This window comes from Clostridium sp. OM05-5BH (assembly GCF_003481505.1).
GTDB classification, from domain to species: Bacteria; Bacillota; Clostridia; order Lachnospirales; family Lachnospiraceae; genus Otoolea; species Otoolea fessa.
On the sequence record NZ_QULJ01000010.1, the window covers coordinates 78,130 to 102,516 of the forward strand.

Genomic DNA, 24,387 nt, shown 5'->3' on the forward strand with positions numbered 1-24,387 from the left:
GTAGCTGCGGTATCCGTTAGTTGAATGCTTAAATCCCCAATATTTGCTGAAAGAATGAACTGGTATTGATAGGTAATACAGAAACCTGAAGGTATACTGGACGGATAGCCAGTCGTTGGTAGATACCCTCCAATTAGCCATAAAAGAGAGTTGGTAATGTTACGATCATCGCTCTCTTTTTTGGTTTAAAAGGGAATCTTTACATAAGAGGAAAACCGCTTGACAAATTGGCAATCCAGAGTGATTACTGGACTACCAAATTTGTTAAGGAGTTGATATCAGATGACAAAAGAACAGCAGCAAACTATTGAGCGCCTTCGGAATATGGGGTTAGGCTACCGGAAAATAGGAATTGCATTAGACCTTCCAAGGGACAAAGTCAGAAATTATTGCAAAGCAAATGGTTTGGATGGATATGCAAAAAAACGTCTTCAAGCCAGAGAAGGAAAGCAAATGGAAGCAGTCTGTGCTGACAGTGTATGCAGACAATGTGGCAAGCCATTAGAGAAGAAATCCGGCGGACGAAAACGGATTTATTGTTCTGATGAATGTCGCAGATTATGGGTGAAAACCCATCCGTCTCTTTACAAGCATGAGTGTATGTTTTGCGGAAAAGAATTTGAGAGCCAAACGAAAAATCAGAAGTTTTGCAGCCATGACTGTTATATTCGCAATCGGTTCTGGCGGCAGGAGGATACCGAAGAAATTATGAAACTGATCCTTGCCGGGAAGAAAGTTCCGATGGTTCCCAAGTGGCTCAAAGACATACTCAATGGCGAAACAAAATGAGCAATAGTTTTGCCGAAGTGTATGGATGGGGTTGCGCTTCCAGAAAAGGGGTGAAAACCGCTAAAAAGGGGTGAAAATCGTCTGGTGGAGTAAACTGAAAAAACGCTATACTCTCTGGCAAAAGTCGGGGATAAATTTGAGTGATAACTTTTGCCATGTAGTATTCTGGTTCCGTCCCCACGCATGTGGAGACAGTCTGCCTTCTGTCGAAAAAAGCCCAATAAATCAAAGGATTTCGCCATTTTGGGAATAAAATAGATGTGTGTTTCTGTTTCCGTAGAGTGATGATATAATCGGAGATTCACCCCAGGGGATAGGCTTTGGAGAACGGGAAGTATACATTTTGGCGAAAGGATACATTTGGGCAAAAGTGGTTTTGTTAAAGGAGCGTATGATGAAGGAAGTTAAACAGTTCGCAACCCAATTTCGAAGAGCGATTGATTTGGCTTTGGAAGCAGGAGAGTTTGATAATGACAGCATATATCGCAGATTTCCACGTGCTTGCTGCGGAGATACGAGTGATTTGTTAGCTCAGTATTTATTGGATAAAGGTATCAAAACAGATTATGTCTGTGGAACATATTGGGGTAAACCGGATGGAAACGGACAATCTCATGCGTGGCTGATGGTAGACAAACATATTAATATAGATATCACAGGTGACCAATTTAGTGGCAAGTCTACTTTTCTTAATTATGACAAATCAGTTTATGTAGGTGAGGGAGATGATTTCCATAGGCTCTTTGAGGTTGAAGATAGAGATGTTCATGAGCATCGTGGGTTGAGTGCTTTGGGTGGGTTTTGTGAACCGAGGCTGTGGGATTTATATAGAAAAATCTTAAAATACATTTAGTCAACCACTTTTTATGGGGATAAAACCATTACCCCACTTTGAACACCTATTGCATACTTTCGCTATGCAGTATAAAATCAAAGTTCAGGGGAATATTGAAACCGTTCGTCTGCTTTCAAAGAAACCTTGATTTTCTGCGGTTTGTAGGATATTAAGGGGAGAAAATGAATGTGTGTTTTCAGACTCTGCTGAATAATAGGCTTTTGCTAAAAGGTATCATTTTTGCGAAAATGTATGATACCTTCCGGCAGAAGCCTTTTTATATAAAGATAACTTGACTTCTAAATCTTACTGATGTAATATTTACACAAGTGCAGCAGGAGTTCGAACGATATTTTTTTGTTGTGAAATCTTACATATGTAATAAAAAAGGGAGGAGGAATGTATAGTACGATATATTCATAAAAGAGGAATTTTTTCACTCCAAAATCTTACAAATGTAATATTTTGGAGATATAGTGTACATTGAAAATAGAATATGACCATATCAGCAAAGCAAAATGAATGGAGGTCAATATGAAGAAATGATTCTAATGGAACTGGATATGCAGCCCATCGGGATGACATTCTTTTAGCAGGAAAAACAGGTACGCAGAAATCAAGGCATCGAAGGATGATACTTCGGGTACGGAATTAGGATGGTTTGCAATTTTTACAGCAGAAGATACGGTAGAACGTCCTATATTGATTATCAGCATGGTAGAAGATGTAAAAGGAAGAGGAGGAAGTGGATATGTTGTTAAGAAAGACCGCCTGGTTCTGGAAGAGTGGTTTAGTAGTAATTAGTTTTTTACTGATGCATAGTGTTTCGGGGTGCAGCGATGCACCCCCGGAAGAAGATACAGTTTCGGAAACAGTAATTGATATTCAGGCTATTCCAGAAGAACCTCAGGAGAATGCAGAAGAAATTATAAACATCTGTATAGATCTTTATAAGAAGGCAGCAGAAGAAAACAAGATAGCTGATTTGGAAACGATTCGCAGTATTGTAAATTGCCTTGGAGAAAATGGATATCCGGCTGTTGACAGCAGAAATCAAGTTAACATGACTGAGGCAGAGCAGGTACTGGAATTTTGCGAAAAGGTGGATGCACAGGAAGAAGCAGAAATAACGATTCTTGAAGTCAGTTATTTTGGCGGATTTGTAAAATACGATTTGCACTCAAAAGACGGAAGGGTGGATGTGGTCAGAAGCTATTACAAGTATGAAAAGAAAGGATGATATTATGGCATTAAAAAGAAAAAGCATTCTACTGCTCATGGTATTTCTGATTGGGTGTTTCGTGTGTGCCTGTGGAAAAGAAGATAGTGTTGCGGGAGAATCTCTTGTGGAAGATACGGAAGAAGTATCTTCCACGGAGAAAATAAAAAATGCCGAGGAAGAGGCTGCAGAACAATGGGAAAAGGGCTACGACCTTCCAGTAGATGAACAGGAAAGGGAAGAAGCTGAGACTGACTGTAAAAAGCTGATGGAACATTATCTTGATATTTATGAAACTGCAGATAAAGGGATAGCATCCAATGTTGTTTTGGATGATCAAACGGTTCTTGAAATGCAGAAGAAGGTAAAGGACGCAGGATATCCAATTGCTACGATGGTAACGTATTTTAACATGGGGAATTATGAAAGTGTCGATAGTTTTCTTAAAGAATGTATGGAAGGGCAAAGCGGTTCTGTAGTAATTTATGAAATCCACAACGATGGTGGACTGGGCAGAATGAAATTCTTTTTTGATGGAACGGATATGTATGTTGTAAGTGCAAGAGGAATCTGGAATGCTGACAACGAGCCGGGAATTTCGTACATTTCATATACGAGACTCAAGGAATGGAAATACACGGAAAAAGGATGGTTCTGCTATGAGTTGTGTGTGCCGGAGCCACCGGAAGTCAGTGAAATTGTGGATGGAAGCTGCCTGATTAGAATAAAACCTATGACAGAGGAACAGCGTGAAATGTCTGAACATTGTGTTCGAGGTCTTGGATATCAGGGAAATAACCTTTTGTGTTCAAACTGGAATATAGAAAATCTGAATGAGTTGGATTATAACGGGATGTTTGAATATCTGTATGGAATGAAATAGGGAGAAAAATTTAATTCCGAAGATTATCCAAAGGGTATCCCAAAAGAAGAATTCGAAAGTCTGATTATGGAATATCTTCCGATAACAGCAGAGCAGATACGGGATTACGCAGTATTTGATGAGGAAAACCAGACCTATTATTGGGTGCGACTTGGATGCTTTAATTATGCGCCTACTTTCTTTGGGACATCTCTGCCAGAGGTTGTCGACATCAAAGAAAATGAGGATGGGACGGTTACGTTAACGGTGGAGGCAGTTTGCGACATGGTCATTTGCGATGATGCAGTCATTACCCATGAACTTACGGTAAGATTTGCAGAGGATGGCAGTTTTCAGTATTTGGGGAATGAAATCCTAAATGACGGAATTATGCAGATACCCGATTACCAATACCGGATTAAAGAATGATTTGATGATAATGGTGTTCTATGATAATCTTACACGTGTAAGAAAAGAAAGGAGGACACATGAAAAAATTAAAATTAGTTGGAATATTGGTAGCAGTTGTATTGATAGGCGGAGTAATATCCATTTCATTCATAAATAATAACATTGCCTATAAAGTGGAAAAGGAATTATGTGAAACACCACTGCCAGAGAAAACGGAACTGATAGAGTCAATATCACGGACAGGGAAGCTGACAGGTAACGGAAACGGGATGCAATATTTTGGTGCGATTCTAATTCAGAGCGAGTTGTCCTTGAAAGAACTGGATGATTACTATTCGGATCACAGAAGCAATGAATGGGAGTATCTTGTGGAAATTCAGGAAGGACAGTCTATTGATGTGATTGACAACGAAACTCTGAATTTTGGGAAAGAAATAAATGACGCCGGATATTACATTGTATATTCATGGGAAAGCGAAAATTCTCTATTGAAAGAACTGGATATACGAGGACATTAAAAAGGGGGCTATATCAATGAAAAAATTTATGCTATGTATTATGGGCTCGCTCATTGCACTGTTTGTAGTATTTTGGTGTTGCATTTCGTATACGGTAAATTACAAGAAGATAACTTGCGATACATCCGTTTCACCAGATAAAAAATATGAAGTGATACTTCAAGCTGTTGGAGAACCGGAATGGCCTTTTGGTTCAGCAAGTGGACGGTTAGTCCTTAAAGAAGGCGAAGATAAGATATCGCAAACAGATTTTGAATTGCACAATGACGGTGCAAGCATCAGTAGCAGCTGTTGGAAGGTTACCTGGCATGAGGATTATGTAGAAATAATTCTATCAGGTGAAGAGCAATTTGATGAACAAGTCATTTTATATTTCGATGGTACGAAAGAAATACAGCAATTGACAGATGTAGCAGATATTGAAGTAGAATATCCATCAGGAGAGAGATTAGATGAAAGCCGGGTTATAACTGAACAATCCTTTGATGTAGAATTGAATGATTGGGGTGAAGTACAGTTTGTATCTTATCTGCCGACTTATGAAACGCTCTGGGAAGATGTTTCATTTGTGCTGGCAAAAGACAATCAAATTATATATTATTTTCCGGAGTGTTATGAAAATAATAGTACAGAGAATGATAGTGTAGGAATGTTTGATAGTGTTGAAGCGGTTGGATTTCAGGATATAGATGGAGATGGTGCAAAGGATGTGATTGTCATCATAAACTATGTTACAGGAGCAGGACCGCAGGGAATGATGCCACGAAAGACCATTAGAATATTCAGTTCACAGGATAATGGTTTTGTCATTCAACACGATTTAATGGATGAATTAATGGAAAATATGAAAGAGGATGATATTTCTATTCCTGCGATCTGTGATTATGTGACATTAATGGAAACAAATGAAATATATGATGGATATCGTACTATATATCAACAATACTTCGCAGACGAAGGATGTGATTTTATGATATCATACGGTGCGAATGGAAATTCTAGAGTTATCTTAAATGAGAATGAGGAAATAATAGAATATCTTGTATATGACAGACTTTCGGAGAATGAAAAATGCGAATTATATGTTTTATACAGAAGTAAGAAAAACACAGATGGTTCATGGTATATCTCAGAGGCGGAGATCCTTGATATATTTGCATATAGTATGTCTACAAAAGATGTGGTCAGTAGTGGTAAAACATCATGGTCAGCGACTGGAAGTGAAGAGCATGAAATAAATTAAGATAAGCTTTTGATTTTAATTCGATTATCTACATGTGGTGTGAGGTGTTTTTATGAGAAAGTTTGTTAGAACGTATTCTCCATTTTTAGTATATTTTGTATGTGTGGCTTTGGCTTATTTTCTTTGTTTTTATTTATTTCCCAAATATAATGCGGCCTTAGCCTATTTGGGTTTTTTAATTATATATACATATATTGATATTGGGGTTTTTATTTTAGGTTTTTTTATGGGAAAAATCATTGTCAAACGCAGCATTGACATTAGCTTTTTGCTGTGCCTAATATATGCATTAATTTCTTTCGGGTTGATGCTCTTGATAGGTTCTCTGAAATACGTTTTTTATGATTATATGTATAGTAACTTTACGTTTACATTTTCAATCTTCATTGAATCATTAGGTGATAGAGATAGTTTGTTTGTTTCAATTGGGACATTTATATCTTTTTTTATTGGAGAAATTATAGAATACATCAATGATAAATCTAATTCTTGACGTATAGAACTGGATAATTGAAACGCTTTTATGCATAAAGTGAAAATAAAAAAATCGGGCAAAGGATTATACGACTATGACCTTTACCCGATTTCTTTATTTCCAGATATTCATGTCGGACAAGATAGACATGGTTATTTCAGTTGCGTTGCCTCCGGTAGCATCGCTGTCTGCACCAATGTTGGTAGCGAAAAAGTATGTATTATCTACAGTTTCGATATAGCCGATAAACCATCCGTTCACATCCTGGCCATCCACACGTCCGGTTCCGGTCTTTCCGTAGAATGTTCCGGCATCGGAAGAGGAAAGGCAGATGGCATCTTTTACTGCATTGATATTTTCAGGGGTGAAGCCAAGGCTGTTATTCTGCAGCCTGGTTAGAAGTTCGACCTGCTCTATTGGGGAAATCTTCAAGGAAGATTCCATCCAATAAGTGGAGAGATCACCACTTATATTTTCGTTTCCATATCCAATTTCCTGAATATAGTTGGAAATGTCAGCGGCTCCAAGCTGTTCGTCCACAGATTCAAAATACCAATTCACAGAGGAATTCATTGCAGACTGTAAGGTCTGATCCGCATTCCATGCTTCAAATGGATAAGTTTCGCCATTCCATGCAATGAACGAATTTTCCGGTGTAATGATATCTTCTTCCAATCCGAACAGGGCATCATATATCTTGTAGGTGGAGTTTGGAGCAACTCGTAAGGTGGAATGCTCCATGTCGTGTATGCTCCATGCATCATTTTCTAAATCGTACAAAACAAAGCTGCCTTCGTATTCTCCAAAGTAGGAAGAAAAGTCAACATAGGAAATATTCTCAGAAGAAGTTTTCCATTGATAATGGCTGACCTCTGCTGCGTATGTAGATAAAATCGGAGCGAGACCAAGAAGCAGGACAGCGGTCAGCATGAATGCAGTCATGCCCTTTAGCCTTTTCATAAATGTCGGCTTCTCATATGAGGCAATATTGATGATTCTTCGTTTCATCTGTTTCATGTTTCCACCAAGGCCGGCAGCAAACGGAAAAGGAGTAAGTGAAACCTTCTCTGCAAAGTTAATTAGTGTATTGCCATAATCTTCGTAAGCATCCTCTTCAAGCATTTTCAAAACGGAAGTGTCACAGGCAACCTCTCTGTCATTACGCATTTCTTTCAATGCATACCAGACAAGAGGATTGAACCAATATACCACTCCGGCAAGGTTCATCAGATAACTGGCAATAGCATCTTTGTGCTTATAGTGCTGCAGTTCGTGTAACAGCATGTACCGCATATCGGATTCGTTGTAATCAGAGATCAGATGAATCGGCAGATAAATACACGGTTTCAAAAGTCCCACAATAATCGGGGATTTCAAAAATGCGGTGCTGTAAACAGGTATATTTCTGTGAATTCCCATTTCCTCTAAACATTGATGATATAGTCTGCGTACTTCTGGGTTCTGGAGGGAAAGTGCAGATTTCTCCAAAGTGCGTAGACGGAGCGAGGATTTGATTACCAATATAATCATTGCAAAAATGCCTACAATCCATATCCCTAACAATATGTATCCGGCAATGGATGGTGTCTCGCTATTTACAGAAAGTGCGAAGTCATTCATCCAGTCTGTATTTCCTGCTGGATTAATTCCCACAGCTTCTCCTATAGCGGTTGCGGTACCAGAAGCAGGAGAGCTTCTTAAGTTGCCAAGCCACGAGAAGATTTGTGGAAATCCGATGAGACGGAACGGTATAAAGGGAACTGTCAGCAACCCAAGAAGCAGGAACCACAGATTATACTGCATCCGGCTGGACAGGTTGTTTTTGAATATCCACTTGGTTATCAAAAGAATTCCGATGATACCGCTGATAAATAAATTGCATATTAAAAAGCGTATCATAAAATCGGCCACGTTAATTGCCTCCTTTTTTTGACCTCTTGGAAAGAAGGGAGCGGAGAGTGTCTATTTCTGTTTCAGATAGTCTGTCATTTTCTATATATGCAGACAGCATGGCAGTGATATCCCCGTCATAGTATCGTTCCAGAAAAGAATTGCTTTCCTGGCCGATGTATTCGCTTTCTTTCACGACTGGGGTGTAAACAAACATGCGGCTCTGTTTTTCATAAGTCAGAGCACCTTTGGTCACAAGGCGTTTGATTAAAGTCTGTATCGTTTTCGGACTCCAGCTTGTGGTCTGTAATAATTTATCTGTTATTTCATTTGTACTGATCGGAGCATGTTTCCATACAATTTTCATAACTTCAAATTCAGCTTCAGAAATCTGTGGTAAATCACTCATTTCAAATCCCTCCTTAAATCTTACGACTGTAATAAATGTATTATAGACGTTATTTATGTGGTTGTCAATTTCAGAAAAAAGATATTGACTTGACTCTTACCTGTGTAATAATTAAAACATTACAAGAGTAAGACTTAGAGATGGCAACAAAAAGAAAAGAACCAGAATCACAACGGATTAGCTGGTTCCTTTACTCGTTTGAATTACCTCTTTTATGTATAAGTGCTAAGAGGTATTCAATTGCTGGAAGAATCTCGGCTGCCTCTTGCTCATCACATTCCTGTAGCATCAATAACAGTTTTTGCTTTTTCAACCCGTCCGTAGCAGTGTCAGGGTGAAAAATACGGTCTGCAGGAATGTGTAAATAAGCGATGATCTGGCACAATACTTCGAACTTGGGATTACCACGGTCGTTTTCAATATTTAGTATTGTACGTTCATCACAACCTATTTGTTCAGCTAATGCTGCTTGAGATAGATTCTATCCCGTGATTTATGGTGCATCCGATGAGGATGATTGGAGGATCGAAGCTACATGGTATAAAGCCAATCCTTCCCTTGGAGAAACTATCGATATTGAAAAGGTTCGAAATGCCTATATCAGTGCAAGGGAAAATGCTGCAGAAGAGAATATCTTCCGGCAGCTTCGATTAAACCAATGGGTAAAACAGTCCACACGTTGGATGCAGATGGATAAATGGGATGCGTGTGCATTTCTCGTAAATGAGGAGGAACTTATCGGAAGAACCTGCTATGGCGGTTTAGACCTTTCAAGTACATCAGATATCACGGCATTTGTACTTGTGTTTCCACTGAGAAATGATGAAGAGTTTATGTATCGGAATAAGAACTGCATTTTTCTTCCAACATTTTGAAGTCACAGCATCTTGCAGCAAGGGAAGAATCGGGCTTGGCAATGCATTTCTGATATAATTTCATGGCTTTATTTTGCAGAGTGTCCTGAACATTGTCGATTAAAGCTTTTTCTTTCTGGAGAAGGTAGACATAGTCTGTTTTTTCTTTTTCGTTACTGAAAGAACGGAAGCTTTCTACCTGATTATATTTTAACTGTGTAAGACAGTTATCAGGAACCGGAATCATATTATTGATATTTAATACCGCATAAAGATATCCGGTGGATTCATCCTGGAGTTTGTGGAAATCCAGACTGTTGGACATCTTCTGATGTTTTGGTTTTGCAGAGGAAATAGGGACATAGTAGTGGAAATCTCCGATAGTAAGAAGAATTCCCACATGGAGTTTCAAACGTTCCCCATATTCCACATATCCGACACGGGAATCAAACTGTGTCAGGTAATTGATGTATTTCTTATCGACAACGTACCAATCCATAAAGTCTCCTGAAAAGTAAAAAAGTGGGTGGATTACTCCACCCACTGCTGTTAACCGATTGTTTTAATTGGACAATCTAACCGCTTTTAAACGAGCATTTTAACTGGACGCTCTAACCACTGCACAGATATTTCTATCTGTGTTTTTATTATATGCAATTTACAGCAAAAAATCAATGCCTGTAATTGCTAAATTTTTATGACCTTTTTTCGATTTCTACAGGATTGATTTTATCACAGACAGGTACAAAAAGAAAGAGAGGGATCACTGATAAATCCACAGAAGTTCAGAATTTGAACTTCAAGAAGTCTAAGAATTTGATTAATTTCTGTTTGTAAATTTGAAATAGAACATAGACATAACAGCGTAAGGGTAGTTATAGACCGCAAGTGTTTTACAGAAAGCAATGAAGATGTATCTGGAGCATCAGAAGCATAAGGAGCCTTCCCATGGGAAAATCCCGGTAAAGAAGCTGGTCGGTCAGGGAGAGGGTGCAAAGTCCATTGAGGTTACGGATAGCAATATAAAATCCTTTGAGCGTGTCGCAAGGAAATACAATGTCGATTTCGCAGTAAAGAGGGATAAGACCACGGAACAACCCAAGTATCTTGTATTTTTCAAGGGCAGGGATGCCGATGTGATTGCACAGGCGTTCAAGGAATTTGTAAAAGTTAATGAGAAAAAGCAACAGCGTCCGTCATTACGGCAGAAACTGAAAGGACTTCAGAAGATGATCGCACAGAACAAGAACAGTCTTTGGAACTGTATATGCAGTGCAATGCCAGACTGTGGAGACAGGAACAGAAGGAAACAGTAATGATTTATCATATCATCAACAAAGGAACATAAGAAGCCGGAAGAAGCTGGGAACGGATCAGGAGAAGACTGGAAAATATACGGGTGCTGGCTGTTTTACTATTGTTGCTGAGGCTGATGGTGTTGGAGCATCAATGAGGGGGCTGCTGAAAGCATATGAGAAAGAGCGGAATGAGTGGAGCTCGCTGGATTTTGTGACAAGAATATAATGGGTGAGTGATGAGGCTTTGCATTGCGAGTTGGTTCGTGGTGTGAAGCCTCTTTTGGGATCTAAAATTTATTATCGAACAATAGGTTATGTTTAGTTAATGGAGAGAATAGCACTATAAATGATGAATGAGTTTCATATGAAAAAAATGTTAGGTTTTTAGGATTCATCGATTTAGATTTTTTATAAAGAGAAGTTCAAAAACAGAAGTAAAATATGTGTAGATTTTTCAAAAAAAAATTATTGACGTGCGGAAAACCGCGTGGTATGTTTTTTTGAAGAAAGAGATTATTTTAAAGGCAAACCTATTGAAAGGCAGGGTCGCAAAGCCAGAAGGGACTAAAGTCAGAAAGCTTGACCATGTCAGCCGGTTGTCACTGTTTCCATATCATCATAATATATGGAAAAGATGTTTGAACAGAAGAGATTCCGATACCTTTTATACTATATAGATGTGTGATTTAAAAAAAATATAGTAGGGACACTGGCAGATCTTGGCAAGTGTCCTTTTTGTATGCAAAAATGGGTAACAAAACTAGCAGGGACAGGTTTTCTGTATACAGATAAAAGCAGGATGAAGAAGGCATAAAACGGAGAGAGGACTTTTATAAAATGAAAAATTATGAAGACAAAATATATTCCTTAGGTGAGACTGTAACGGGACAGACACAGGCTATGTCACAGGTCATACAGAAAACACTGGAAAATAATGGCGGGGTAGGTATAATGACAGGATCTTATGACCAAAACCTGTCTATTTTGTCTGTGGATAATCTGCTGTTGCATAGTACAGGATATACATTCGATACTTTCATGGAACAGACAAAAGGTTCATTGAGAAACTTCTTTTATGACGCGGAAGATATACTGGAGCGAGACCGCTTTTTGCAGCTTCACGGAACAGGGGAAGCACAAATCATTGCAGCAAACGGTACAGTGAATAATGTACGGCTTTGTAAAGAGGACGCGACAGATGAGGCGGGCAGACAGATCTGGGTAATGTCCGTACAGGTCAACTGGGATCATGTAAATTTGGCACTGCTCAATGAGGCTATCTATTCCGGCTTCTGGTATTTTGACTGTGACGAAAACAGTGAGATTGTGAATGCAAACTGGAGTCATGAATTCCGAAAAATGCTTGGCTATCATGATACTCTGGACTTTCCGAATAAACTGGAATCCTGGTCAGATCTTCTGCACCCACAGGATAAAGAAAGAGTAATGGTGCAGCTTCAGGCGGTAATTAAGGATAAGACGAACCAGATAAAATACCAGGTAGAGTATCGTATGAGAATGAAGGATAATCAATACCAGTGGTTTCGGGCATCGGCGGAAGTAATACGCCGTCTGGATGGTTCTGCCAGCAGGATTGCCGGGATTTTTATTAACATTGATGGGGAGAAAAAAGAAATCATGCAGGCACAAAAATCTGCTGCTTTCCACCGGGCTTTTACGAAAGCAGATTTGTGCGAGTATTATGTGAATCTGGAAGCGAATACTTTTGATACCTTTAAGGTTGAACCGTCCCTGATGACCGTCTTTGAACAGAGTTATACATGGGATGAATTGATTCGGCATTTTGTGGATTCCTATGTTGTGGAGACAGATAAGAAGGCGGTATCCTCTTTTTACGACCGTGGTTATATTGCAGAAAGGCTGAAGGGTCTGGAAACCGAATTGGCTTTAGAGTGCCGTATCAATCTGAATGGAGAAGAACGATGGGTCCGCAATGTGGTCATACGTGGCGAAATAGAGGATTCAGAATATGCCATGATTTTTCTGCGTGATATCACAGAGGCAAAGGTAGAGAGCGCACGGCATCTGCAGATGGCAACGGATAATGCTTCCATGGAGCAGTTGATTCAGAGTATTGTGCGTCTGGTTGACCGCTTTGTTGTCTGTGATCTGGAAAATGACAGATATGAATTCTACAATCTGAATGGACAGATGATATATAAACCTCTGGGATTTTATCATGATTTTCAGATGCAGGTTCTTGAAAAATATAAGACACTGGAACCATTAGAAGCTATAGATATCCTGATAGACCCGGATAATATTCGGAAGAAACTGAAAAGTGAAAATGATATTTATAAGTTTGAGTATTGCAGCCTGGATGAAAAGACTTATAAAATCGCTTCTTATATTCCCTTGGAATGGAAGAAAGGAAAGCTGGAAAAGGTATTGCTGGCATCCATGGATGTGACACAGGAGAAGAAAGCAGAGATTGAATCCCGTCAGGCACTGAAAGAGGCTTACCGGTCCGCAGAAAATGCAAATCGTGCGAAAACAGAATTCCTTTCCAATATGTCCCATGATATCCGGACACCAATGAATGCGATTGTGGGTCTGACGGCAATCGCAGGAGCAAATGTTGAGAGCAAGGACAGAGTCATTGAATGCCTCGGCAAGATCACAGAATCAAGCCGCCATCTGCTGGGGCTGATCAATGAAGTATTGGATATGGCACGTATTGAAAGTGGAAAAATGACACTAGCACAGGAAGATTTCAATCTGTCAGAGCTGGTAGATAATCTTATTACACTTACGAAACCGGTGCTTGATGAACATAAACATAATTTTGATATACACATCAATCATATTGAACATGAGGCTGTCTGTGGTGACAGCTTGAGGATTCAGCAGGTATTTGTGAATCTGATGAGTAATGCGATCAAGTATACACCGGATGGTGGAAATATTACTTTTTCGATAGAGGAAAAACCCAATGGATTTTCAGAACTTGGATGCTATGAATTTACGATTGAGGATAATGGAATCGGTATGTCACCGGAATTCCAGAAAATCATGTTTGATCCGTTCAGCCGTGCAGATGACCACCGGACAACCAGAGTTCAGGGAACCGGTCTTGGAATGGCAATCAGCAGAAATATTGTGAACCTGATGAATGGCACTATTAAAGTGGACAGTACCTTGCACAAGGGAACTAAAATCACAGTAACAATTTATCTGGAGCTTCAGGAAAAAGAAAAAGAACAGGACAAAAATCTGATGAATCTGCCGGTTCTGGTAGTGGATGATGATAAGACATGCTGTGAAAGTACAGTTGCCACACTGAAAGAAATCGGTATTACAGGTGAATGGGTTCTTTCTGGCAAGGAAGCTGTTGAACGTTGTTATGCACGTCATGAGCTAAAAAATGATTATTTTGCTGTTATCCTGGACTGGAAGATGCCGGAGATGGATGGTATAGAAACTGCCAGACAGATCCGGAAACGGATCGGGAAAGAGATTACCATCATTGTACTGACATCCTATGAATTCAGCGAAATTGAAGAAGAGGCAAAGGCGGCAGGTGTAGATGCTTTTATTGCAAAACCGCTGTTCCGTTCCCGACTGACGGCTACACTGCGGCAGTTTACTTCAGGCAGAAAAGAAAATACAGCGAGAAATTATCTGGAGAAACTGTCAGAAGCAGATTATACAGGAAGAAGGATTCTGCTGGTTGAGGATAATGAGTTGAACAGAGAAATTGGTGTTGAAATTTTGCAGATGACAGGGGCAGAAGTGGAAACAGCAGAAAATGGGAAAATCGCAGTTGAAAAAGTGGAAGCTTCTCCGGAAGGATTGTATGATCTTGTTTTTATGGATATCCAAATGCCTGTCATGAATGGTTATGAGGCAACTGCAGCAATCAGGAGTCTTCCGGGTGAAAAGGGAAAACTGCCTATTGTTGCCATGACTGCCAATGCTTTTGCAGAAGATGTACAGCTGGCCAAAAATACAGGCATGAATGGGCATATCGCGAAACCGCTGGATATGAATAAGCTGAATGATGTTCTGGAAAACTGGCTGTAATTGTCTTCCTGGATGTATGGGAAAAGCAGCTAGGAAACATAGAGAGGGTTTTGTTATGACAGAAACTAAATATATATTTTCGAAGCAACCGCAGTCCATGGCAGTTTTGGTTTTTATAACCGTGCTGCAGAAGCAGCAAAGCGGGAAGCCGAAATGAAAACAAGGTTTCTGGCAACTATGAGTCATGATATACGTACACCACTGAACGGTATTATCGGTATGGTAAATATGGAAAATCAGTACGCAGATGATTCACAGATACAGCAGAAGATCAGAGAAAAGGTAATGGAATCCCTGAAATATCTGGTGTCTCTGGTAAACATCAGTGTACAAGGGGTACAAACAAGATAAAATAGAAATGAGGGGCGATAGAGCGGAAATGTCAGATTTTCCACTCTATCTGAACACGGTCGCTGGTGGCCTTGATCGTAGAGATCAAACCATCGGCGGCTTTTCTTTTGTCGTCAAAATCTATGCTGTCCCAGTTGTCGAGATAATAGGATAACTTCTTTATCTGCTGGGGAGATATGGTTTCAACGCTCAATTCAGCGATTGCCTTTGAAATGGTCTGGCGTCGGTTGTCCAGTTCTTCAATTTTTTTGTTAGCGTAGGCAAGCAAGGTCGCATTGGCTCCGGTCAGCGTATCCAGCAGCTTTTCAATTTCTGACTCCACCTGTGCCAGCTCCACTTGATAGGCGGTCAGTTTCGGATTGACTTTTTCCTCTCTGCCGTGGAGTATCTGAAAGTCTTTGAATTTCTCCTGCATGGCCGAGAAAATGAATTGCTCAAATTCTTCTTTGCGGATTTTCCCGCAGCCCGGACAGCCTTTGTTTTCCGTCCGTTTGGTACAGCGGAAATATCCAGTGCTGTTTGGTACATGGGTGGCTTTCAGAGCATACCCACAATGACCGCATTTGATTTTTCCGGCCAGCCAAGTGTTCTTCGGTTTCCGTCCCTGTTGGAAGGTGGTATTTGCCATAAGTTTTTTCCGGCATTTCAGCCATGTGTCAGAGGAAATGAGTGCTTCATGGGGAGCGATAACAAGTATCTGGTCTTTTAAGCACCTGTCCTTGTCCTCCTTCACATCCCGCCCCTGATAGAGATAGCAGCCGTTTGTTCCGGCAAAGTCAGAAGCGTCATTGACAATCGCTGCGCCCTGGCTCTTGAAAAATTCGTACAGCTCCAAATCGGCCTGTGCGTAAACCGGGTTTCTTAAAAGCTGGGAAAGAAATGTACGGAACATGGATTTGCCATAAATTTTTATGTCATGTTCCTCGAAGTATCGGGTAATATCTCCGAAGGAGGTTTCCGGTTCAGCGTACATTTCAAACATCAGCCGAACATGGTCGGCGGCTACGGGGTCGGCAACCATTTTCTTTGTGCGGATACCCTCTACCACAGTAGGCTCTAACTGATAACCGTATGGCGCCTGTCCGCTCATGTGAAAGCCTTTCAGGCACCGTGAATAGTAGGCGTCTGTGACACGCTTCTGAATTGTCTCACGTTCAAGCTGGGCGAATACAATGCAGATATTCAGCATGGCCCGGCCCATCGGTGTCGAAGTATCAAACTTTTCCGTGGAGGATACAAACTCCACATCGTACTCTTGAAACAGCTCCATCATCGTTGCAAAGTCCAGAATAGAGCGGCTTATACGGTCCAGCTTGTACACGATGACCCGCCGAACCTTTCCCTTGCGGATCTCGCCCAGCAGCTTTTGAAACTCCGGCCTGTCCGTGTTCTTACCGGAATAGCCTTTGTCCTTGAATACCCGGCAGCTCCCACCTTTCAATTCATACTTGCAAAAGTCGATCTGACTTTCAATGCTGATACTGTCCTTGCGGTCTACTGACTGTCTTGCGTAAATACAATCTTCTCTGATAAATTCCATATTGGGCTCCTTTCCTTGTTGGAATGGAGCTACCAACCTTACAACTATATTATACCATCAGCAGCCCCGGACAACAATGTTGCGAATGATTAGGGAAATCTGTCTCCATATTTGCTGAACACCTCGTAAAGACAACGCTCAATTTCTTTTTTGCGCTGTGCTTTCTCCTTCGGGGGAAGTACCGGCGTGAGGCTTTCCAGCACAATGATCTTCCCTTGAAATGCGACAGACTTTGTTTCTCGTTCATAAGTGACAGCTTGCGTCATTGAAAACCTCCTTTGCGAAAGTGCGTGTATATGCCAGCCTTTCCCACTTGTCCCGTGGGGAAATGTCAAAAGACGGCACCCGGCAGGTGCCGCCCTTTGAGTTTTCTCCACTTCGGGTCGATGTGGCCCGAGGTCAGTAAGGACTGGAATGGTACTTTTCTTTGGCGTCCTCCACGCTGTTGAGGTCAAATACTTCATAAAGCTGCCCCACAACACGCCGTATATCCTTCTTTGAAAATCCGCAGTTCTCCATTGCCATAATGACATAACCACGGCAAGCGTCATTGCTCCATTCGTCCGGTTCCAAGCCGGGGATCATTCCAAACGCATTTCCCATAAAGTGCTCCTTTTTTGAAAAGATGGGGAGCCGCGCCGGATCGGTTGGCCTATCATCAGACAGCATTGCCGGGGGCTCCCCATAGGTTTTCACTTCATTTCAGACACACCGGACGGACATAGGCTTCATGCCCCATAGTATTTCAACTCTCCCCATTCTGATGGCAAGGCGTTCTCATTGCCTGCGACGGCTCACGGCTTGCAAGGCCGCTTCAACGCTCGGACTGTGACTAAACGCAAGTATCCGGGGCCTGCACCTGTTCCGGTGGAGCCAGCCTTGCCCCACCTATGGCATGGACCTGTTCGCTCGCTCAGTTTTACAAAGACTGTATTCTCTGAAATCCGAGGTCATGGCGGGTCTGTCACACAGCGCGTTCCCCTTCGTATCCGGGTGTCTTTTTATTCAATTTTCAATCTGCATGAGGCTTGTCTGAACCTCAGGCCATTGTGACCCGAAGTGTTTTACCTCTCATAAGCCATTTCATTTTCCGGCCTAAATCGGTACGCCTTACAAAGAAATTTTCAAAATTTTTTCTAAGCGCCGCAGACCTCGCTCGATTGCGACACGAACCACTTTTTCATGGACGCCCTCTGCCCGGGCAATGTCCTGTTTGGTCATGCCGAGAATGAAATGAGCATAAATCCGTTTTGCCTGTTTGTCCGGCAGACTGGCAATCGCTGCGTGAAGTTCCTGCATGGTAACTTTTCGCTCGTACAGCTCATGGGGCGAAAGTGCGACAAAGACAGCCTCATGCTCCAGCCCATCATCCCGATCAAGGGAATAGTAGGCTTTGTGGCGGTATGTACGCAGCCGGTAGGCAGCCTCTTTACGATCAAATTCTTTGAACATTTCTGCAACTTCTTCCGATACTTCCATGAAGCAATCTGATGTATAGAATGGGTAATAGTCCCGCAAATTGATAATAGCCATATTGACCTCCGTTTCGGTTGTTGGTTGACGAGTGACCGAAACGAAGGCGGCGGGGAGCGACACCGGGGAATGACTTCGGGCCAACATGACCCGAAGCAGCCCCATAAGAACACAAAAGCGCCCGGGCGGCATGAAGCCACACGGACGCATGAAATGACATAATAGTTAAGGTTCCAACAAATTTCGCATACATAGCCGGAATAACCCGGAGGGGGAGCTATGCTTTTTTTAACTGATGTAGGTCATGGGTACTGTGAAAAAAGACAAAAATAGACACGGCGGCAATCCTCCTATATGCCGCCGTGGATTTACACGGTGTTAGGTCGTCGTTGGTTTAGGATAAACGAAAGAAACGGCGGCTCTGAAAATCAAAGCCGCCGCTAGTCGTATGGGCGTGTCAAAAGGGCTGCTGTACGACGGCTTTTTTTTCTTTTGCCGTCGTGTGGCAGCTGATCTAAATATATTTCATTACAGGCACCTTTATTGTCCTGCGGGGTTATTCTTTATATTTTTCTTGAACAGAAGAAGGTAATTCATCAAACTGCATTTCAGCCCATGTTACAACCCCTCTGATGGGAGCCACTTTCAAGCACAGATACGCACCATCTGTGAGAACTTTGCTTGTTTCAAAAGTAACGTCTTTCGCATTACCACTTTCATTATAAGCAACCAATGTGTATTTATAGTTCATCGCACCATGCGGTGCAATATCTGTTACCCATCGGTTATCAATCTGCGTATAGTAGTCTGTATTGGTTTGCGTAGTGAGAAAAGCTACAGTCATAAAAGTAATTGCTAGTACAGCAACGACAATCACAATTCCTATTTTTTTCTTAGAACTCATAAAGGTTACCTCTCTTTCTTTTACCAGCCCTTTTTAGGTGCTGTGTGCTGTGTTTTTTTAGCTTCTCTCTTTTCTGGTTTCTGTTTTACAAACATCAAAGCAATTCCAATAGCACACATAATCAGAATGCTAATAAAACACAGTCCTTTATTCCACATAACTCCTTCTGCCCCAGCTCGATAATTGATTAAACCAAGCGCAGCGGAGACAGGATATATAGATTGTAAAGTCCCATTTGCAAACATTCCTATAAACCCATATACAAAAGCGACGATAACCCCTACAAGGAAACTCCCTTTATATCTGCTTGTCAGAACAATAATGGGCAGCATTGTCAAGTAAAGGAAGAATCCTAACAATGCCATTTGCACCAATCCTGTAAGCGCAGGAATCAAAGCAAATCCATCATATCCCATGATAAAATTTGCAATGACTGTGAAAACAAAGCACACAATTCCTAAGAAAAGCGACAGAATTGCAGAAACAATCAATTTACCTGCCAGAAGTTTCCTAAATGAAATGGGTAATGTTTCAATATTTTTTAATGTGTCGTCTGTATATTCACGGGAAATCATATACCCACTAATCAGCGTGATACACATTGGGAAAATCATTGTTACAAAATGCTTAACTACCTGTTCAAAAAGAAATTGGTAGTCCCATACCATTCCGTCATCGGCCATTGTAGTAAACAAGGTTAGCAGAACTGTAAGAAGCATGAGGGACACGCCAATCCAGACAATAAAATATCTTTTCAGCTTCATAAACTCGGTTTTTATAATTGTTACCATTTCACTCACTCCTTTTCTTATAAAGATAGACCGCCAGAAGAAGTGAAACAACCCCAATTACCCCCAAAGTTATAATTAGTTGAGGAGTAGAAGGTATCAATCCCATTTGAATGAAGTTCTGCAAATCCTCTGTGTCGTTTATAGCAGTACGAGAAGACATTTGCTGGGTTCCCCACAACATAATGCTCGGTGTAGGCAGAGTAAGTACAAGCCATTTTGGAAGTGCTGTCATAGAAAATGTTGAGAGCAGGTTGAATACACTATAAAATACACAAAGCATAATGGAAAAAACATAGGATCTGCTGAAAAATATAATCAGCAATATCAGCGGTAATGCACTAATCGCAATCAATAATCCGTAAATAGCGGAAAACAATACCTTAAACAAAATATCGGTCACTCCGAAAAAGACAAAACCGCAAAGGATAGAGGCTACAGTCGAAGATATACAAAACGCAATACTAAGCAATAATAAAACAATGCACTTTGCGATAACCATCTGTGAACTTGTTATCGGAATTGTCCGTAGGTTTTTAAAGGTGTCGTTATCTCGCTCCATAAAAAAGAGGAGTGCTGCAACAATTCCTAAAATGCAGGGAAGAAGTAGCAACATACCAAAACCGATTACGGATTGCCACAGGGCGTCAAAAGCTGCTGCTTTTGTAGCGTATTTGTTCTGCGCCGTGTTCAGATAATAGATAATGGCAGTTAGCGGGATTGGAAACAGAAAAGATGCCGCCAATACCAACTGCACGAACATTTTTCTTTTCAGTTTCCAAAACTCGCACCGAATCAAGTTAAGCAATCCCCTCACCCCCTGTTATCTTTTTGAAGTAGTCCTCTAAAGTATCCTCACAAAGATGGACTTCTTGAATCTCAATTCCTGATTCGACAAAAGAACGGTTAATCTTTTCCACTGGCAGAGTCATATCGTAGAGATACAGATTATTGGCATCTGTAAGGCGAAAATCTTTGCTGTGAAATGTTGCAGCAATAATTTTCGCAGCTTTTTGTGCATCCGATACGCAGAAGTGGATGAACTTGGCGTTTTTCGCCTCCAATTCTTTCAGACTTTCTTCTTCTAGCAACTTGCCGTGGTCAATAATTCCCACATCGTCTGCAAGCAGAGAGATTTCCGAAAGAATATGACTGGAAATTAAAATGGTTTTACCGCTGGTATCACACAATTCTCGGATAAAATCTCGCACTTCCGCAATGCCGATGGGGTCGAGGCCGTTAATCGGTTCGTCCAAAATCAAAAGTTCCGGGTTATGCATGACGGCCAGAGCAATCGCCAACCGCTGCTTCATGCCAAGAGAATATTGGGAAAACAACTTCTTGTCCCGGTAAGGTAGATTAACAAGTTCCAATGCATTTTTGATATATTTGGGGCTCCTTAATCCTCGAAGTTCAGCAAAGATTTTTAGGTTTTCCGTTCCTGTCAAATTGGGGTAAAAGCCCGGCGACTCAATCAGACAGCCTATATGGGGCAGGATATTCTTTTCGTTGCCCTGAAAGGGCTTTCCAAATATCGTTACCTCGCCAGACGTGGGAGCCGTCAGTCCTAGCAACATCCGCATGGTCGTGGTCTTACCTGCACCGTTGCGTCCCAATAGCCCGTAGATACGGCCCTTTTTCACATGAATATTCAGATGGGAAACACTGGTCTGACTTCCATACTTTTTTGTCAGATTATGTGTTTCAATAATGTAATCGTTCATCACTTATGCCTCCTTTTTTGTTTGTGTACTCAGCATAACATATCAACTTTGAGATAACATTGAGCCAACCTTGAGTTTACTTTGAGATTTCAAGGTCAGAATAGGCATTTTACCTATCTTGAGGTATAATAAGAGCAACAAATAAAAGGTGGTGCCTTATGAACGATAAAAGAATCCTTGTAGTTGATGATGAAACAGATTTGTTGGAGATGGTAAAATCTATTTTTACAAGAGCAGGATTTACACAAATATTGACGGCTTCGTCTGGCGAGGCAGCCTTAAAAATGTGTGAGGAACAAGAACCAGATATGATGATACTCGATGTTATGATGCCTGGTATGGATGGGTTTGCTGCATTAAAAGAACTACGAAAGACCAGCAAAATTCCTGTCTTAATGCTAACAGCTCGTGGCGAGGCTGAAGATAAATTTGTAGGCTTTGAAAATGGTGCAGACGACTATCTGTTAAAACCATTCTTACCAAAAGAATTACTATTTCGAGTACAGGCTATATTGAAACGCGTTTACCCGGAGAAAGAGCGGAAAGTGTTCTTTGAAGCTGCTACGGTTGATCTGGAAAAAGCAATCGTCCAGAGAAGCGGAGAAAATATTTCGCTGACAGCCAAAGAGTTTCAACTTTTTGAAAAACTGTATGAAAATCAAGGCAGGATCGTTACCACAGGCGCATTATGTCAAGCAATATGCGGTGATTTCTGGCAAGGATACGAAAGTACATTAGCAACTCATATCCGACATCTAAGAGAAAAAATCGAGGAAAATCCTTCAAAACCAGTTGCGCTTGTAACAATTAAAGGAATTGGGTATCGTCTGAATATTAAGGGGGTGCAAACATGAACAAATCAGAGCGATTTTTTCGCCGCTATATATTTTCAATAGTCAGTATCATCATTCTCTTTCTATTCGTCAATATTTTGTTAGTAGCCTCTTTCTTTGCAGCCGCCTATTTAGGGAATGTAAAAAACTCAAATTTCCCGATTGAAGATTTTTCAAATCATATCACAGAAACTAACGGGCAATTCAATGCCGATATACAGGCAGAGGACATGTTAAACAATGCTTGCGCATGGGCCATGATTTTGGATGAAAATGGAAACATAATTTGGGAAATGAATGTGCCGGAAGAATTGCCGCGCCACTATTCCACAACGGACGTTGCTATGTTCAGCCGTTGGTATCTTAACAGTTATCCAGTTAATATTTGGAATCGACAAGGCAGCCTTTTAGTTGTTGGTTTCCCGCAGGGATATGTAACGAATTACTACACTTCCATCAAAACTCAATATGTTCGGCCGATAGCGTTTGGATTTTTAGCCGCTGTCTGTATCAATGTTTTGTTAATGTTGTATCTATTTGTCCGAAATGCCCACCGGATTGAAAAAGCTATGGAGCCGATTTTGAATGGCATACGACATCTTTCATCCGGGCATCCCGTTCATCTGGAAGAAAACGGGGAGTTAGCAGAAATCAATGCCGGTTTGAATAAAGCCGGTGATTACTTACTAAAAAAAGATAACACCCGCGCCGAATGGATCAGGGGTATTTCTCACGATATACGCACGCCGCTTTCTATGATTTTAGGGTATGCCAGCGAAATTGAAGAAACTTCTTCTTTGCCGGAAACCACCAGAAAGCAAGCGGAAATTATCCGCAAACATAGCGAAAAACTAAAGAATTTAGTTGAGAATTTGAATTTGACTACAAAACTGGAATATTCCATGCAGCCTATGCAAAAGCAAACACTTGTCCCGGTAGAATTGGCGAGGCAAGCCGTAAGTGAAGTTTTGAATGATGGCCTATCAGACAAATATGAATTAGAGCTATCAGAAGATAATCCCGGAAAAGCTATCACTATTACTGGCGATCAATCCTTACTAAATCGGATGTTATGCAATTTAATCAGGAATTGTATTGTCCATAATCCAAACGGGTGTAGGATACAAGTATCAGTAGGAAGCTGTGATAGAACGTGTACCTTTTCTGTAATAGACAATGGCTGTGGAATAAGTGAGCCGCAACTAAACACATTGAATAACGACAGAGATATTTCCAGTACGCAAAAGCAAACGGGAGAAATCGAGCATGGGCTGGGTCTTAAAATCGTGCGGCAGATTGTGAAAATACATCAAGGCACAATTCAATTTTCTGATACTGCCCCGCACGGATTAAGCGTAGAAGTTGTTATTCCAATAGAAATATATTAACTTATAATAGACAGACAAAAACAAGAAATAAAATACTACCTTACATCAAATTTCATTACATTCTCATAATTCAACCCGAAATGTACAATGATATAGGGTGATATGAGAATGAACCAAGATGAAAGAAGGTTTGACTTTCACGGCCTCGGGTTGGCGCTCAAAAGAGCCAGAGAAGAAAAGGGCTGGACACAAGCCTATGTTGCGGAATTAGTAGACCGTGACTCCCGCACCATTATGAATATTGAGAACAAGGGGCAGTATCCCAGCTTCGACCTTTTTGTTAAACTCATTACCATGTTTGACGTCTCAGTTGACCAGTTTATTCATGCGGATGGAGGGGCAAGGTCAAGCTCTTGCAGAAAGCACATTGATGTGCTTCTAAACTCCATGAATGAAAAAGAGCTTGTCGTAATAGAAGCCACAGCCGAGGGCATTAAGAAAGCCAGAGAAACGGAGGTTCCAGAATAAGGGCCTCTGTTTTTTTGCGCCATTTTAGGGGCTGCCGCTAAGTGGCAAGCAATGCCTCTGTGGCCACAAGT

Annotated in this window: 24 protein-coding genes, 4 pseudogenes and 1 riboswitch; of the genes and pseudogenes, 16 read left to right on the forward strand and 12 right to left on the reverse strand. The window is 41.0% G+C overall.

The genetic code is table 11. The features are described from left to right. Positions 1-282: 282 nt before the first annotated feature. The 8 genes and pseudogenes from DXB70_RS11870 (at position 283) to DXB70_RS11905 (ending at position 6,370) form a co-directional block, all read left to right on the forward strand. Positions 283-789, forward strand: coding sequence for a hypothetical protein (locus DXB70_RS11870; protein ID WP_118673385.1), 507 nt, complete (start codon positions 283-285; stop codon positions 787-789). A gap of 343 nt (positions 790-1,132) precedes the next feature. Then, positions 1,133-1,642 carry a hypothetical protein gene (locus tag DXB70_RS11875; protein ID WP_118673386.1) on the forward strand — a complete coding sequence of 170 codons (510 nt, stop codon included), beginning with the start codon at positions 1,133-1,135 and terminating at the stop codon, positions 1,640-1,642. A 523-nt stretch (positions 1,643-2,165) separates the two neighbouring features. Next, positions 2,166-2,428, forward strand: a pseudogene (locus tag DXB70_RS14425) (penicillin-binding transpeptidase domain-containing protein); the annotation flags it as partial. Further along, positions 2,376-2,864, forward strand: coding sequence for a DUF6070 family protein (locus DXB70_RS11885; RefSeq protein ID WP_243099961.1), 489 nt, complete (start codon positions 2,376-2,378; stop codon positions 2,862-2,864). The pseudogene DXB70_RS14425 and the gene DXB70_RS11885, both read left to right, overlap by 53 nt. A 37-nt stretch (positions 2,865-2,901) precedes the next feature. Beyond that, positions 2,902-4,134, forward strand: a pseudogene (locus DXB70_RS11890) (DUF6070 family protein). Between the two features lie 59 nt (positions 4,135-4,193). Further along, complete coding sequence (locus DXB70_RS11895) at positions 4,194-4,634, forward strand: hypothetical protein (protein WP_118538395.1); 441 nt, start codon at positions 4,194-4,196, stop codon at positions 4,632-4,634. 16 nt (positions 4,635-4,650) lie between these two features. Next, positions 4,651-5,877 (forward strand): hypothetical protein, encoded by a 1,227-nt coding sequence (locus DXB70_RS11900; RefSeq protein ID WP_118297735.1) that lies wholly within the window; start codon positions 4,651-4,653, stop codon positions 5,875-5,877. Between the two features lie 52 nt (positions 5,878-5,929). Continuing rightward, positions 5,930-6,370 (forward strand): hypothetical protein, encoded by a 441-nt coding sequence (locus DXB70_RS11905; protein WP_107001154.1) that lies wholly within the window; start codon positions 5,930-5,932, stop codon positions 6,368-6,370. A gap of 96 nt (positions 6,371-6,466) precedes the next feature. Here DXB70_RS11905 and DXB70_RS11910 read toward each other — a convergent pair whose 3' ends face one another. From DXB70_RS11910 to DXB70_RS11920, 3 genes are all read right to left on the reverse strand, one after another. Beyond that, the gene (locus tag DXB70_RS11910; RefSeq protein ID WP_118673387.1) at positions 6,467-8,263 is read right to left on the reverse strand and encodes a BlaR1 family beta-lactam sensor/signal transducer; all 1,797 of its coding nucleotides are present in this window, start codon (positions 8,261-8,263) and stop codon (positions 6,467-6,469) included. Position 8,264: 1 nt separating this feature from the next. Then, a complete protein-coding gene (locus DXB70_RS11915) occupies positions 8,265-8,651 on the reverse strand; it encodes a BlaI/MecI/CopY family transcriptional regulator (RefSeq protein WP_118652847.1) in 387 nt (128 codons plus the stop codon). A 190-nt stretch (positions 8,652-8,841) separates the two neighbouring features. Continuing rightward, positions 8,842-9,102 carry a helix-turn-helix transcriptional regulator gene (locus tag DXB70_RS11920; RefSeq protein ID WP_118673388.1) on the reverse strand — a complete coding sequence of 87 codons (261 nt, stop codon included), beginning with the start codon at positions 9,100-9,102 and terminating at the stop codon, positions 8,842-8,844. A gap of 28 nt (positions 9,103-9,130) precedes the next feature. Here DXB70_RS11920 and DXB70_RS11925 point away from each other — a divergent pair. Further along, positions 9,131-9,481, forward strand: a pseudogene (locus DXB70_RS11925) (terminase TerL endonuclease subunit); the annotation flags it as partial. A gap of 1 nt (position 9,482) precedes the next feature. Here DXB70_RS11925 and DXB70_RS11930 read toward each other — a convergent pair. Further along, positions 9,483-10,004 (reverse strand): type III toxin-antitoxin system ToxN/AbiQ family toxin, encoded by a 522-nt coding sequence (locus DXB70_RS11930; RefSeq protein WP_118638240.1) that lies wholly within the window; start codon positions 10,002-10,004, stop codon positions 9,483-9,485. Between the two features lie 382 nt (positions 10,005-10,386). Here DXB70_RS11930 and DXB70_RS14565 point away from each other — a divergent pair. The 4 genes and pseudogenes from DXB70_RS14565 to DXB70_RS11945 all read left to right on the forward strand — a co-directional run. Next, positions 10,387-10,755: pseudogene (locus DXB70_RS14565) on the forward strand (PcfB family protein); the annotation flags it as partial. Between the two features lie 37 nt (positions 10,756-10,792). Continuing rightward, positions 10,793-11,029, forward strand: a complete 237-nt coding sequence (locus DXB70_RS14055) for a hypothetical protein (protein ID WP_147354054.1) — start codon at positions 10,793-10,795, stop codon at positions 11,027-11,029. Between the two features lie 287 nt (positions 11,030-11,316). Then, positions 11,317-11,407, forward strand: a riboswitch (cyclic di-GMP riboswitch). A 434-nt stretch (positions 11,408-11,841) separates the two neighbouring features. Next, on the forward strand, positions 11,842-14,847 hold the full coding sequence (locus DXB70_RS11940; protein ID WP_347559618.1) for a response regulator: 3,006 nt from the start codon (positions 11,842-11,844) through the stop codon (positions 14,845-14,847). A gap of 153 nt (positions 14,848-15,000) precedes the next feature. Beyond that, on the forward strand, positions 15,001-15,198 hold the full coding sequence (locus tag DXB70_RS11945; RefSeq protein WP_118673390.1) for a histidine kinase dimerization/phospho-acceptor domain-containing protein: 198 nt from the start codon (positions 15,001-15,003) through the stop codon (positions 15,196-15,198). A 31-nt stretch (positions 15,199-15,229) separates the two neighbouring features. On the opposite strand, the gene DXB70_RS11950 is transcribed toward DXB70_RS11945, so the two are convergent. The 8 genes from DXB70_RS11950 to DXB70_RS11980 form a co-directional block, all read right to left on the reverse strand. Beyond that, entirely contained in the window at positions 15,230-16,738 is a 1,509-nt protein-coding gene (locus DXB70_RS11950; protein WP_113993191.1) for a recombinase family protein, read from the reverse strand. A gap of 89 nt (positions 16,739-16,827) precedes the next feature. Next, on the reverse strand, positions 16,828-17,004 hold the full coding sequence (locus DXB70_RS14190) for a hypothetical protein (protein ID WP_005927581.1): 177 nt from the start codon (positions 17,002-17,004) through the stop codon (positions 16,828-16,830). Positions 17,005-17,137: 133 nt separating this feature from the next. Further along, on the reverse strand, positions 17,138-17,341 hold the full coding sequence (locus DXB70_RS11955; RefSeq protein WP_117506436.1) for a hypothetical protein: 204 nt from the start codon (positions 17,339-17,341) through the stop codon (positions 17,138-17,140). Between the two features lie 507 nt (positions 17,342-17,848). Further along, complete coding sequence (locus DXB70_RS11960) at positions 17,849-18,271, reverse strand: sigma factor-like helix-turn-helix DNA-binding protein (RefSeq protein WP_027643547.1); 423 nt, start codon at positions 18,269-18,271, stop codon at positions 17,849-17,851. A 496-nt stretch (positions 18,272-18,767) separates the two neighbouring features. Beyond that, complete coding sequence (locus tag DXB70_RS11965) at positions 18,768-19,115, reverse strand: YxeA family protein (protein ID WP_118324795.1); 348 nt, start codon at positions 19,113-19,115, stop codon at positions 18,768-18,770. 20 nt (positions 19,116-19,135) lie between these two features. Beyond that, positions 19,136-19,906 (reverse strand): ABC transporter permease, encoded by a 771-nt coding sequence (locus tag DXB70_RS11970; protein ID WP_005927592.1) that lies wholly within the window; start codon positions 19,904-19,906, stop codon positions 19,136-19,138. 1 nt (position 19,907) lies between these two features. Next, on the reverse strand, positions 19,908-20,711 hold the full coding sequence (locus DXB70_RS11975) for an ABC transporter permease (protein ID WP_118673391.1): 804 nt from the start codon (positions 20,709-20,711) through the stop codon (positions 19,908-19,910). Continuing rightward, the gene (locus DXB70_RS11980; protein WP_055150037.1) at positions 20,704-21,627 is read right to left on the reverse strand and encodes an ABC transporter ATP-binding protein; all 924 of its coding nucleotides are present in this window, start codon (positions 21,625-21,627) and stop codon (positions 20,704-20,706) included. The genes DXB70_RS11975 and DXB70_RS11980 overlap by 8 nt, the downstream gene beginning before the upstream one ends. 158 nt (positions 21,628-21,785) lie before the next feature. On the opposite strand from DXB70_RS11980, the gene DXB70_RS11985 reads away from it, so the two are divergent. From DXB70_RS11985 to DXB70_RS11995, 3 genes are all read left to right on the forward strand, one after another. Then, positions 21,786-22,481, forward strand: a complete 696-nt coding sequence (locus tag DXB70_RS11985; protein ID WP_005927600.1) for a response regulator transcription factor — start codon at positions 21,786-21,788, stop codon at positions 22,479-22,481. Continuing rightward, positions 22,478-23,848 (forward strand): HAMP domain-containing sensor histidine kinase, encoded by a 1,371-nt coding sequence (locus DXB70_RS11990; RefSeq protein ID WP_005927602.1) that lies wholly within the window; start codon positions 22,478-22,480, stop codon positions 23,846-23,848. The genes DXB70_RS11985 and DXB70_RS11990 overlap by 4 nt, the downstream gene beginning before the upstream one ends. Before the next feature lie 102 nt (positions 23,849-23,950). Next, the gene (locus DXB70_RS11995; RefSeq protein WP_005927604.1) at positions 23,951-24,316 is read left to right on the forward strand and encodes a helix-turn-helix transcriptional regulator; all 366 of its coding nucleotides are present in this window, start codon (positions 23,951-23,953) and stop codon (positions 24,314-24,316) included. The last annotated feature ends 71 nt before the right edge of the window (positions 24,317-24,387 follow it).